We start from the raw sequence: 11,424 nt of genomic DNA, 5'->3' as shown, positions 1-11,424 counted from the left end.
GACCGTGTAGGCCGCGCCCGCCGCCGTGAGGGCCACCGTCGCCGGATCCAGGACGTAGAACTCCCCGCCCCGCTCCGCCGCCCGCCCGTCGCGCAGGCCGGCGGATACGCCGCAGGCCCACAGGGCGTGGAGCGTGAGCGGCGGCAGGGCGAGCACGGCGGCGGCGACGGCGAGGGCCCGGTGGGCCGGGCCGACGGCACCGGCGGGCAGTTCCCGCACCCGCCCGCGCCACAGGTGCCCCCAACGGTCCCGGGCGTAGAGCGCGAAGAGTCCGCCGAGGGCGATGCCCTGCGCGATGAACCCCGTGTACACGACGGCGAACACCCACTCGTCCAGGAACGCCTCCCGGCCGGCGGACGGGGCCCCGCCGCCGAACGCCTTCACCACCAGCTGTGCCGGGAACCCGGCCATGATCGGCGCGAGCAGCCCGGTCGCGACCCACACGGGGAACGCGAGCAGCCACGCGGGCACCCGCAGCCCCCACGGCCGGGTCAGCACCAGGGCCAGCACGATCACTCCGCTGTCCACCAGGACCGAGAGACCGTTGATCACGGCCATGGCGAGACGGTCGTCGAGCAGCGCGCTGCCCGCGGGTATTCCGATGTGACTCCCGGCGATCCAGGCCGCTTTGAGGGTGAGGTACGGCACGCAGGAGACGACGGCCACGGCACGCAGGACGCGCCGGGTGCGGCCGGGACCGGCTGGGTGTGGAGCGGCGAGGGGAGCGATCGACGGGGTCATGCGGTCAGGCTCCCGCGGGAGGGGCCGCGGGCGCCTCCTGCCCGGCGACGATCCGCCTCCGCCGGGCGGGGGAGAGGCGGGAGGCCCGCTCAGCCCTCCAGGAGGAGCACCGTCTCGTCTATCTCGGCGCCGCGGGCGGGGGCGTACCCCCGGGCCGCCGCCACCACGCGGAACCCGCACTTCTCCAGCACGCGCAGCGACCCCGCGTTGTCCGACGCCGCCCGCGCGTACAGCGGGCGCTCGGGCACCTCGGAGAGCAGCGCCCGCAGGGCCTGCGTGGCGATGCCCTTGCCCCAGTACGCGCGGTCGATCCAGTACGTCACCTCGCGCTCACCCGGCACCCCGTACACCCCCGCGCTGCCGACCACGTCCCCGTCGGCCAGGACCGTACGGACGACGACGTCGGGCGAGGAGCGCATCCGGGACCAGCGGGTGTCGAAGGCGGCCCGGTCGGCCGGATCCTCCGGGGTGAAGGCCGCCATGCTCAGGGACTCGGGGTCGTTCATCTGCCGGAAGAAGACCGGCAGATCGCTGTCGTGGACCTGGCGCAGCTCGACGTTCATGCCTCAGAGCCTACGGGTGGCCAGTGTCAGCCGGTCCCGGGCGTCGAAGAGCGCGTCCTTCACCAGCTGCTCGTGCGCCGGGGTCAGCCGCGCCACCGGCACCGAGCAGCTGATCGCGTCCCGCGCCGGCGTGCGGTAGGGGATCGCGACGCCGAAGCAGCGCAGCCCCAGGGTGTTCTCCTCGCGGTCCACGGCGAAGCCCTGCTCCCGCACCTGGCGCAGCTCCTCGATGAGCTTCTCCCGGTCGGTGATCGTGTGCTCGGTCAGCGCCGGCAGCGTCTCCGGGAGCATCTTGCGCACCTGCTCGTCCGAGTACGTGCTCAGCAGCGCCTTGCCGAGGGACGTGGAGTGCGCGGGCAGCCGGCGGCCGACCCGGGTGAAGGGGCGCAGGTAGTGCTGCGACTGGCGGGTGGCCAGGTAGACGACGTTGGTGCCGTCGAGGCGGGCGAGGTGGATCGTCTCGGTCGTGTCGTCCGAGAGCCGGTCCAGCGTCGGGCGGGCCGCGGCGACGACCTCGTCACCGTCGATGTACGACGTGCCGACCAGCAGGGCCCGCACCCCGATGCCGTACCGCGTGCCCGTCGCGTCGGTCTCCACCCAGCCCAGCTCGACCAGGGTGCGCAACAGCATGTAGAGGCTGGACTTGGGATATCCGACGGCCTCCTGGACCGCCGCGAGGGAGTGCATGCCGGGGCGTCCGGCGAAGTATTCGAGCAGTTCAACCGTTCGCACCGCGGACTTGACCTGCGCCCCGCCGCCCGTCTCGCCAGCCGACATCGCCCTTGACCCCTTCGTTGGACGGGAAATAGTCTCCACAGCATATTCATCATCAGAGACAGCGTTCAGTATATCGAACGCCCCTGGTGGATGACCCCGTACTGCGGCATTACATGTGTGGAGGGACCCGCGGTGGCAGCAGCACCAGTCTGGAGTGTCGACCCCCGAACCGGGAAGCAGCGTGAACAGGTTGCGGTGGAGGCCACAGCCCAGGAGGTGGACGCCGCCGTCCGTGCCGCGCACGAGGCCCGCGGCGCCCTGACCGACCGCACCGTCCGCGCGGCCTTCCTGCGCACCGCCGCGGACGAGCTCCAGGCGGCCAAGGACTCTCTCGTCGAGACCGCCGACGCCGAGACCGCGCTCGGCCCGGTCCGGCTGACCGGCGAGCTCGCCCGCACCTGCTACCAGCTGCGGGCCTTCGCGGACATCGTCGACGAGGGCGCCTTCCTCGACGTCGTCATCAACCACCCCGACGACACCGCGACGCCGCCGATCCCGGACCTGCGCCGCTACAAGGTGGCGCTGGGCGTCGTCGCCGTCTACTCGGCGTCGAACTTCCCCTTCGCCTTCTCCGTCGCGGGCGGCGACACCGCGAGCGCCCTCGCGGCCGGCTGCCCGGTCGTCGTCAAGTCCCACCCCGACCACCCGGCGCTGTCCGAGTACGTCGCCAAGGTGCTGCGCCGCGCCGCCGCCCGGCACGACATCCCCGAGGGCGTCGTGGGCCTGGTCCACGGCTTCGAGGCGGGCGTCGAGCTGATCAAGCACCCGCTGGTCGCGGCGGCCGGCTTCACCGGTTCCGTGCGCGGTGGCCGGGCGCTGTTCGACGCGGCGGCGGCCCGTCCGGTCCCGATCCCCTTCCACGGCGAGCTGGGCTCCCTGAACCCGGTCGTCGTCACCGAGGCAGCGGCCGCCGAGCGGGCCGAGGCGATCGGCGCCGGTCTCGCCGGTTCCATGACGCTGGGCGTCGGCCAGTTCTGTGTGAAGCCGGGCCTCGTCCTCGCGCCGGCCGGCTCCGCGGGCGACGCCCTGCTGAAGTCCCTGACCGACGCCGTCAGCGACACCGACGCCGGTGTCCTGCTCGACCACCGCATGCGCGACAACTTCGTCGCCGGCGTCGCCGAGCGGGCGGGGCTGCCCGACGTCGACTCCCCGGTCACCCCCGGCGCGGGCGGCGAGCACACCGTCAGCGCGGGCTTCCTCACGGTGCCGGCCAGCAGGCTGGCCGCCGAGGGCGAGCACGACCTGCTCCTGGAGGAGTGCTTCGGGCCGGTCACCGTGGTGGCCCGCTACGAGGACGAGACCGAGGTGAAGGCGGTGCTGTCGCGGCTGCCCGGCAACCTCACGGCGACGGTGCAGCTGTCCGAGGAGGAGGCGGCGGGCCAGGGCCGTGGCGCGGAGATCCTCGCGGAGCTGACGCCGCTGGCGGGGCGCGTGCTGGTGAACGGCTGGCCGACGGGGGTCGCCGTCGCGGCGGCTCAGCACCACGGTGGGCCGTACCCGGCGACGACGTCGACGTCCACGTCGGTGGGCGGGACGGCGATCGAGCGGTGGATGCGGCCTGTTGCCTATCAGAACGCGCCGTCCGCGCTGCTGCCCGCCGAGTTGCGGGACGAGAACCCGCTGGGGCTGCCGCGGCGGTTCAACGGGCGTTTGGAGCGCTGATCGCCGTAGGGGTGCGGTGGACTGTCGGCTTGCGGTCCGTTGTGGTTGATCGCGCAGTTCCCCGCGCCCCTTGAGGGCGGAGCTGGAAGAGTGGGCTGAATGGATCTGGAATTTCCCGAACTCCCCTTCGGCCTGCGTACGTACGGGCCCGACGGTCACTGGTCCTACGAGGACGGCGTGCTCACCGGGTGGGCCGGGGCGCGGCAGGACCGGTTCGTGCCGCCCACCGGTGAGGGGCTGGACCCCGCTTCCGACGCGCCCCGGCTGCTCGGGGCGCCGGAGGGCGACTTCCAGCTGATCGCCAAGGTCACCGTCGGGTTCGGCGCGGCCTTCGACGCCGGGGTGCTCTACGTCCACGTGGGGGAGCGGGCCTGGGCCAAGCTCTGTCTGGAGTACTCCCCGGACGTCCCCACCGTCTGCACGGTGGTCACCCGGGGCCACTCCGACGACGCCAACTCCTTCACGGTGGACGGCAGTTCCGTCTGGCTCCGGGTGAGCAGGACCGGCCGCGCCTTCGCCTTCCACGCCTCCCGCGACGGCGAACGCTGGACGTTCGTCCGCCTCTTCACCCTCGCCGGAGAGAAGGAGACGGGCGCGGCCCTGGTCGGCTTCATGGCCCAGTCCCCGATGGGGGAGGGCTGCGTGGTGACGTACGACCACATCGAGTTCCGGCCGTCCTGGCCGGACGATCTGCGCGACGGCAGCTGAGGTCGGGCCGGGAACCGCGGCCCGGCCGGTCCCGTCCTCCGTTGCATGATCAACGACCGAGTGATCCCCGACCGTGTGATCCGCACCGCCCTGCCCGCCGAGGTGGCGGACGTCGTCGCGCTGCACGCCCGGGCGCGGGCCACGTACTACCCCGACGGGCTGCCGCAGGACGGCACCGACTGGTCCGCCTCCTGGCGCAGTGCCCTCACCCGGCCGGACGGCCGTGTGCTGTGCGTCGTGGAGGCGGGCCGCATCGTCGGCCTGGCCTCCTTCCGCACCCCCGAGGGCGCCCCGGCGGACACGGTGAAGCTCTTCCAGTTCCATGTCGAGCCCGGCCACTGGCGCCATGGAGTCGGCAGCGCGCTGCACGCGGCCTGTGTGGAGGAGTGGCGGGCCGACGGCAGACGTACGGCCGTGCTCGACGTGCACGTCGGCAACCTGCGGGCCCAGGGGTTCTACCGGCGGCAGGGGTGGGTCCCGGAACCGGTCGAGCCGGGGGCTCACCATCTGCGGATGCGGTTCGTCCTGCCCGGGGAATGAACCACGCTGCTTGAACGTTCATCCATCCGGCGGAGGGAGTCTCCGTACCGTACGACCTGGAGAGAGCCGAGACATGCGCGTCGAGATCTGGAGCGACATCGCCTGCCCCTGGTGCTACGTGGGCAAGGCCCGCTTCGAGAAGGCGCTGCGGGACTTCCCGCACCGCGACGACGTCGAGGTGGTGCACCGCTCCTTCGAGCTGGACCCGGGCCGCGCCAAGGACGACATCCAGCCCGTGATCACGATGCTCACCAAGAAGTACGGGATGAGCGCCGCGCAGGCCGAGGCCGGGGAGGACAACCTCGGGGCCCAGGCCGCCGCCGAAGGCCTCGACTACCGCACCCGCGGCCGCGACCACGGCAGCACCTTCGACATGCACCGCCTGCTGCACCTCGCCAAGGAGCAGGGCCGCCAGGAGCAGCTGCTCGACCGGCTCTACCGGGCCAACTTCGCCGAGGAGCGCTCCGTCTTCAACGACGACGAGCGGCTGGTGGAGCTCGCCGAGGCCGCCGGCCTGGACGCGGAGGCCGTGCGCGCGGTGCTCGCCGACCCGGACGCGTACGCCGACGAGGTCCGTGCCGACGAGCGCGAGGCCGCGCAGCTCGGGGCGAACGGCGTGCCGTTCTTCGTGCTCGACCGCAAGTACGGCGTCTCCGGCGCCCAGCCCGCCGAGGTCTTCGCCCAGGCCCTGACCCAGGCGTACGGCGAGCACGCGCCCCTGAAGATCGTCGACGGCGGCGAGGGCGCGGACGCCTGCGGCCCGGACGGCTGTGCCGTGCCCCAGCACTGAAACGCCCAGCTCGGAGCGCATCCATAAGCGCTTCTTAGCGGCATCACGCAGATATCGGCAATGGACGGGGGGATCCCGGGGACGCAGAGTGGTCCCATGGAGACCTTCGAGAACCTCGTCCGTGCCGAGTTCACCCCGAAGCACACCTACCTCAACACCGCGAGCAACGGGCTCCTGCCCGCCCGTACCGTCGGCGCCGTGCAGCAGGCGGTGCGGATGCGGGCCGAGGGCAGGCCCCTGGGTCCCCTGTACGAGGACGTGGAGGCCGCCCGCGCGTCCTTCGCCCGGCTGGCCGGCGTTCCGGCCGAGCGGGTCGCGACCGGTGCCTCGGTCGCCGAGTACGGCGGGCTGATCGCCGCCTCGCTGCCCGCCGGTGCCGAAGTCCTCACGGCGGAGGCCGACTTCTCCTCCCTGGTGAACCCGTTCCACGCGCGCGGCGACCTCAAGGTGCGCGCCGTCCCCCTGGAGCGGATCGCCGAGTCCGTCCGTCCCGGCACCGCGCTCGTCGCGGTCAGCGCCGCCCAGTCCGCCGACGGCCGTCTCGCCGACCTGCCCGCGGTTCGCGAGGCGGCCCGGGCGCACGGTGCCCGCACCTACGTCGACGCCTCCCAGTCGGCCGGCTGGCTGCCGATGGAGGCCGACGCCGACGACTTCCTCGCCGCCGTCGGATTCAAGTGGCTCATGGGCCCGCACGGGGCCGCGTTCTTCGTCGCCCCGCGGGACTTCGGCGGGCTCACACCGCTGCTCGCCGGCTGGGTCGCCGGGGAACGCCCCTGGGAAAGCTGCTACGGCCCCGTCGAGGAACTCGCCCACTCGGCGCGGCGGTTCGACGTCAGCCCCGCCCTCTTCACCTACGCGGGACTGCGCGCGTCCCTGGAACTGCTGGAGGAGATCGGCGTCGACGTCGTGCACGCCCATGACGTCGGCCTCGCGGACCGCTTCCGTGCCGGGCTCGCGGAGCTGGGTCACGAGCCGGTCGCCGCGCCCGGCTCGGCGATCGTGTCGGTGCCGGGACTCGGCCACCGGCAGGACGAACTGAGCCGCAAGGGCATCGAGGTGTCCGACCGGGCCGGGAACCTGCGGGCCGCGTTCCACCTCTACAACACGCCCGCGGATGTGGACCGGCTCCTCGAGGTGCTCGCGGCATGACAGAACCGGGCGGGGCCTCCCGTCCCACACGAGGAGGCCCCACCCGGCAGCTCTGTCACACGGTCGTCTCACCGCCGACCGGCGGTCACTTCACCGGCGTGAAGTCCCGCGCCCCGATGAACTCCGGCCGTCGCACCGGGGCCGCGAACGGCTCCACCGCCGTGTTCTCCACGCTGTTGAACACGATGAAGACGTTGCTGCGCGGGAACGGCGTGATGTTGTCGCCGGAACCGTGCATGGCGTTGCAGTCGAACCAGGTCGCCGAACCGGCCTTGCCCGTGAACAGCTTGATGCCGTGCCGGGTGGCCATCTGGGTCAGCGCCTCGTCGGACGGCGTGCCCGCGTCCTGCATCTGCAGCGACTTCTTGTAGTTGTCCTTCGGCGTCTCACCCGCACACCCGAGGAACGTCTTGTGCGACCCCGGCATGATCATGAGTCCGCCGTTGGTGTCGTAGTTCTCGGTCAGCGCGATCGAGACCGACACCGTGCGCATCCGCGGCAGCCCGTCCTCGGCGTGCCACGTCTCGAAGTCCGAGTGCCAGTAGAAGCCACTGGCGCCGAACCCCGGCTTGACGTTGATCCGCGACTGGTGGACGTACACGTCCGAGCCGAGGATCTGCCGCGCCCGTCCGACGACCCGCTCGTCGCGGACCAGCCGGGCGAACACCTCGGAGATCTTGTGCACCTCGAAGACCGTGCGGATCTCCTTGGACTTCGGCTCGACGATCGACCGCTCGTCGGCACGCATGTCCGGGTCGTTCACCAGCCGGTTCAGCTCGTTCCGGTAGACGGCGACCTCGTCCTCGGTGATGAGCTCGTCGATGGCCAGGAAGCCGTCGCGCTCGAAGGACAGCAGGTCGGCCGGGGCGACCGGGCCCGGGGCGTCGGGTGCGCCCCAGACGACCGGGTCCTGACGCGGGGTCAGCGCCTCGACGGCACCGCGACTGGGATAGAGGTCCGGGATACCGGTGGTGGTGTCGGTGGTGGCGGTCATGGAAACGTCACACCTCCTCGGTGAGCAGCGGGTAGACGCCGTTCTCGTCGTGGTCCTCCCGTCCGGTCACGGGCGGGTTGAACACGCAGAGGCAGCGGAAGTCCTGCTTGACCCGCAGCGTGTGCCTCTCGTGCCCGTCCAGGAGGTACATGGTGCCGGGCGTGATGGTGTGCTTCTGCCCGGTCTCGTGGTCGGTCAGCTCGGCCTCGCCCTCCACGCAGACGACGGCCTCGATGTGGTTCGCGTACCACATCGACGTCTCCGTACCCGCGTACAGGACCGTCTCGTGCAGGGAGAAGCCGACCTTCTCCTTGGCGAGGACGATGCGTTTGCTCTCCCACGTACCGGACGCCGCCTTCACGTGCCGGTCGGTACCTTCGATCTCCTTGAACGAACGGACAATCACGGTGCTGCGATGCCTCCTAGATGGGTGGTGCTCTCGGTTCGGTGTCAGGCGGTCTCTCGGACGGCACGGGCCAGCGTGCTCAGGCCCTCGTCCAGCTCCTCCGGCGTGATGGTGAGCGCCGGGAGCAGCTTGACGACCTCGCTCTCCGGGCCGGACGTCTCGATGAGCAGTCCGAGCTCGAAGGCGCGCTTGGCGACCTTGCCGGCGCGGGCCTTGTCGTGGAACTCCATGCCCCACACCAGGCCGCGGCCCCGGTACTCCTTCACGTCGGCCAGGTTCTCCTCGGTGATGGAGATCAGCGCCTGCTCGACCTGCTCGCCGCGCTTGCGGGTCTGCTTCTCCATCGCGGAACCGTCGGCCCAGTAGGTCTCCAGGGTCGCGGTGGCCGTGACGAACGCGGGGTTGTTGCCGCGGAAGGTGCCGTTGTGCTCGCCGGGCTCCCAGACGTCGAGCTCGGGCTTGAACAGGCACAGCGACATGGGCAGGCCGTAGCCGCTGATCGACTTCGAGACGGTGACGATGTCCGGCGTGATGCCCGCCTCCTCGAAGGAGAAGAACGCGCCGGTACGGCCGCAGCCCATCTGGATGTCGTCGACGATCAGCAGCATGTCCTGCCGCTCGCACAGCTCGGACAGGGCGCGCAGCCACTCGGGCCGGGCCACGTTGATGCCGCCCTCGCCCTGCACGGTCTCGACGATCACGGCGGCGGGCTTGTTGAGGCCCGAGCCCTGGTCCTCCAGCAGCCGCTCGAACCACAGGAAGTCCTCGACCGTGCCGTCGAAGTAGTTGTCGAACGGCATGGGCGTGCCGTGCACCAGCGGGATACCGGCGCCGGCCCGCTTGAAGGCGTTGCCGGTCACGGCCAGCGAGCCCAGCGACATGCCGTGGAAGGCGTTGGTGAACGACACGATCGACTCGCGCCCCTTCACCTTCCGCGCCAGCTTCAGCGCGGCCTCCACGGCGTTGGTGCCGGTCGGGCCGGGGAACATGACCTTGTACGGCAGGTCGCGCGGGCGCAGCAGCAGGTTCTGGAAGGCCTCCAGGAACGTGCGCTTGGCCGTGGTCGACATGTCGAGCCCGTGCGTGACGCCGTCGCGCTCCAGGTAGTCGATCAGCGCGCGTTTCAGGACCGGGTTGTTGTGCCCGTAGTTCAGTGACCCGGCTCCGGCGAAGAAGTCGAGGTACTCATGGCCGTCCTCGTCGTACATGCGGCTGCCCACCGCACGGTCGAAGACGGTGGGCCAGCCGCGGCAGTAGCTGCGTACCTCGGACTCGACGGTCTCGAAGACACTCAGGTCGGGCTGGGTGATGGTCACGAAGAATCGCTCCTCGGTGCGTGGGGAAGTCTGCGGGTGTGGGGTGGGGCGGGAAGTCTCAGTGGGGCAGCGGGCCGATGCGGTAGAGCACCTCGGGGTCGTGCGGCCCGTCGGGGAACACGGCAGTGTCGAACAGCACCTCGCGCTCCAGCCGCGCGCCGTGACGCTCGGCGAACGACGTGAACAGGCGCTCCGAGGCGGTGTTGCCCGGGGTGATGGTGGTCTCCACCGTCGTCACCCCGAGGTCGGCCACGGTCCGCGCGACCAGGCCGTCGAGCAGCGCGGCGGCCAGACCGCGCCCGCGGTGGGCCTCGTCCACGGCCACCTGCCAGACCAGCAGGGTGCGCGGGCTGTCCGGCCGCACGTACCCGGTGATGAAACCCATCGGCTCGCCCTGCTCGTCACGGGCGACGGCCGAGGTGGCGGCGAAGTCCCGGCACCACAGCAGATAGCTGTAGGACGAGTTCAGGTCGAGAACCTTCGAGTCCTTCGCCATCCGCCAGAGTGCGGCTCCGTCGGCCACGGTGGGGCGGTCGATTTGCGGATCTGCTTGTACGGCGGTCATGCAAATTGAACTTACCCAGCGAAATTCAAAATTGCATCGCCGATCGGGGTTACATATGGACCTCGTCTGTGTTATCACGCGAGCGCGAGGGATCATGTACCGGGGTGATGGAATGCCCGATAATGCCCGGATAATACCGGGCGAAGCGGTCACGGTGTGTAACGCGTCACAACCATGTAAGCCGCGCGAAACCTGCCAGAATTTCCCCTCCGAGTGTCCTCAAAATCTGCGCGTTTAGGACTGGGAAAAGCGGGCAGAAGAATCTGGGAAGCTTTTCTTGAGGGAATTCTTAATTGTGTGCCAGCTTACATGTGGGATCTCGCGGAATGCACGTGCAATTCAGGCCCCGGTCACTCCGTCGATGCGTTCCCGCAGGAGATCGGCGTGACCGTTGTGCCGTGCGTACTCCTCGACCATGTGGATGAGCACCCAACGCAGGCTGACCTCCATCCCGGGCACCGGCCCCTCGGCCACCCGCCCGATGTGGTCCAGCGGCAGCCGGGCGCACAGCTCCCGCCCTCGCGCGATCTCCCGCCGCCAGATCCCGAGCGCCTCGTTGAGCCCTCGCGCCGGATCCAGCGCGTAGCCGGTCGCGTCCTCGAACAGCGGCGGCACGTCGAGCCCGCAGGCCACCCGCTGGAACCAGTTCCGCTCGACCTCGGCGAGGTGCTGCACCAGACCGAGCAGGGTCAGCGACGACGGCTCGGCCGCGGCGATCCGCACCTGCGCGTCGTCCAGCCCCGCGCACTTCAGCTCCAGCGTGGCGCGGTGGAAGTCCAGCCAGCTCTCGAGCATGGCCCGCTCGTCGCCCGTGAGGCGGGGGACGGGGCGGCCGTCCGGGAGGGCCGGGGTGTCAGGGGATGTGTCGGCGGTCATACGGGGAGCATGGCACGGGGCACCGACAACGGTGCCCCGGCGCGTCGCTGCCGAGGACTACCGCCACGCCCCCTCGGCGGCCCGCAGCGCGCCCTCCACATCCACCGGCAGCCCCTGCTCGGAGAGGGCCGCGCCCAAGGCCGCCAGGCTCGCCCGCACCGCACCCGGCGTCGCGTCCGCGCCGTAGTGGTTGACCCGGATCATCTCCTTGGCCAGTGCACCCCCGCCGGCGGCGAGCGGCACCGCCGGATCCGCCTCCAGCGCCCGCCGGACCAGTTCCGACGCCACCACCTGGGACGGCGCCCGCAGCGTCGTGGCGACGGGCGCAGCGTCCCGC

Annotated in this window: 13 protein-coding genes and 1 pseudogene; 5 read left to right on the top strand and 9 right to left on the bottom strand. The window is 71.2% G+C overall.

Going from position 1 to position 11,424, the window contains the following annotated elements; genetic code table 11:
- The 3 genes from ABT116_RS33595 to ABT116_RS33585 all read right to left on the bottom strand — a co-directional run.
- A partial coding sequence (locus tag ABT116_RS33595; protein ID WP_351641541.1) for a hypothetical protein occupies positions 1-741 on the bottom strand: 741 nt, incomplete at its 3' end.
- 89 nt (positions 742-830) lie between these two features.
- Positions 831-1,304, bottom strand: a complete 474-nt coding sequence (locus ABT116_RS33590) for a GNAT family N-acetyltransferase (protein WP_351641536.1) — start codon at positions 1,302-1,304, stop codon at positions 831-833.
- A 3-nt stretch (positions 1,305-1,307) separates the two neighbouring features.
- Positions 1,308-2,081: an IclR family transcriptional regulator gene (locus ABT116_RS33585; RefSeq protein WP_031109054.1), complete on the bottom strand. Its 774-nt coding sequence runs from the start codon at positions 2,079-2,081 to the stop codon at positions 1,308-1,310.
- A 132-nt stretch (positions 2,082-2,213) separates the two neighbouring features.
- Here ABT116_RS33585 and ABT116_RS33580 point away from each other — a divergent pair, with 132 nt between their 5' ends.
- From ABT116_RS33580 to ABT116_RS33560, 5 genes are all read left to right on the top strand, one after another.
- Positions 2,214-3,743, top strand: coding sequence for an aldehyde dehydrogenase (NADP(+)) (locus ABT116_RS33580; protein WP_351641530.1), 1,530 nt, complete (start codon positions 2,214-2,216; stop codon positions 3,741-3,743).
- Positions 3,744-3,842: 99 nt separating this feature from the next.
- Positions 3,843-4,451, top strand: coding sequence for a DUF1349 domain-containing protein (locus tag ABT116_RS33575; RefSeq protein ID WP_351641525.1), 609 nt, complete (start codon positions 3,843-3,845; stop codon positions 4,449-4,451).
- A 45-nt stretch (positions 4,452-4,496) separates the two neighbouring features.
- Entirely contained in the window at positions 4,497-4,991 is a 495-nt protein-coding gene (locus ABT116_RS33570) for a GNAT family N-acetyltransferase (protein ID WP_351641519.1), read from the top strand.
- Between the two features lie 73 nt (positions 4,992-5,064).
- On the top strand, positions 5,065-5,781 hold the full coding sequence (locus ABT116_RS33565; RefSeq protein ID WP_351641515.1) for a DsbA family oxidoreductase: 717 nt from the start codon (positions 5,065-5,067) through the stop codon (positions 5,779-5,781).
- Between the two features lie 96 nt (positions 5,782-5,877).
- Positions 5,878-6,930: an aminotransferase class V-fold PLP-dependent enzyme gene (locus ABT116_RS33560; RefSeq protein ID WP_351641511.1), complete on the top strand. Its 1,053-nt coding sequence runs from the start codon at positions 5,878-5,880 to the stop codon at positions 6,928-6,930.
- 85 nt (positions 6,931-7,015) lie between these two features.
- Here ABT116_RS33560 and thpD read toward each other — a convergent pair whose 3' ends face one another.
- The 6 genes and pseudogenes from thpD to ABT116_RS33530 all read right to left on the bottom strand — a co-directional run.
- On the bottom strand, positions 7,016-7,924 hold the full coding sequence (thpD, locus tag ABT116_RS33555; RefSeq protein ID WP_351641505.1) for an ectoine hydroxylase: 909 nt from the start codon (positions 7,922-7,924) through the stop codon (positions 7,016-7,018).
- Positions 7,925-7,931: 7 nt separating this feature from the next.
- The gene (locus ABT116_RS33550; RefSeq protein ID WP_031142802.1) at positions 7,932-8,330 is read right to left on the bottom strand and encodes an ectoine synthase; all 399 of its coding nucleotides are present in this window, start codon (positions 8,328-8,330) and stop codon (positions 7,932-7,934) included.
- Positions 8,331-8,374: 44 nt separating this feature from the next.
- The gene (ectB, locus tag ABT116_RS33545) at positions 8,375-9,646 is read right to left on the bottom strand and encodes a diaminobutyrate--2-oxoglutarate transaminase (protein WP_351641494.1); all 1,272 of its coding nucleotides are present in this window, start codon (positions 9,644-9,646) and stop codon (positions 8,375-8,377) included.
- A gap of 58 nt (positions 9,647-9,704) precedes the next feature.
- A complete protein-coding gene (gene ectA, locus ABT116_RS33540) occupies positions 9,705-10,211 on the bottom strand; it encodes a diaminobutyrate acetyltransferase (protein ID WP_104779592.1) in 507 nt (168 codons plus the stop codon).
- 339 nt (positions 10,212-10,550) lie between these two features.
- Positions 10,551-11,087, bottom strand: a complete 537-nt coding sequence (locus ABT116_RS33535; RefSeq protein WP_351641487.1) for a DinB family protein — start codon at positions 11,085-11,087, stop codon at positions 10,551-10,553.
- Positions 11,088-11,144: 57 nt separating this feature from the next.
- Positions 11,145-11,424, bottom strand: a pseudogene (locus ABT116_RS33530) (alanine--glyoxylate aminotransferase family protein); the annotation flags it as partial.

The sequence above is a fragment of the Streptomyces sp. NPDC002130 genome (assembly GCF_040296465.1).
GTDB lineage: Bacteria > Actinomycetota > Actinomycetes > Streptomycetales > Streptomycetaceae > Streptomyces.
Note: the sequence above shows the minus strand (reverse complement) of the source record. Positions and strands in the feature narration are given on the sequence as shown.

Bases quoted from the DNA above. Each gene is read 5' to 3' on its own strand.
- ABT116_RS33590 (WP_351641536.1), bottom strand. From the start codon at position 1,304: ATGAACGTCGAGCTGCGCCAGGTCCACGACAGCGATCTGCCGGTCTTC.
- thpD (WP_351641505.1), bottom strand. From the start codon at position 7,924: ATGACCGCCACCACCGACACCACCACCGGTATCCCGGACCTCTATCCC.
- ABT116_RS33565 (WP_351641515.1), top strand. From the start codon at position 5,065: ATGCGCGTCGAGATCTGGAGCGACATCGCCTGCCCCTGGTGCTACGTG.
- ABT116_RS33575 (WP_351641525.1), top strand. From the start codon at position 3,843: ATGGATCTGGAATTTCCCGAACTCCCCTTCGGCCTGCGTACGTACGGG.
- ABT116_RS33585 (WP_031109054.1), bottom strand. From the start codon at position 2,081: ATGTCGGCTGGCGAGACGGGCGGCGGGGCGCAGGTCAAGTCCGCGGTG.
- ectA (WP_104779592.1), bottom strand. From the start codon at position 10,211: ATGACCGCCGTACAAGCAGATCCGCAAATCGACCGCCCCACCGTGGCC.
- ABT116_RS33535 (WP_351641487.1), bottom strand. From the start codon at position 11,087: ATGACCGCCGACACATCCCCTGACACCCCGGCCCTCCCGGACGGCCGC.
- ABT116_RS33560 (WP_351641511.1), top strand. From the start codon at position 5,878: ATGGAGACCTTCGAGAACCTCGTCCGTGCCGAGTTCACCCCGAAGCAC.
- ABT116_RS33570 (WP_351641519.1), top strand. From the start codon at position 4,497: ATGATCAACGACCGAGTGATCCCCGACCGTGTGATCCGCACCGCCCTG.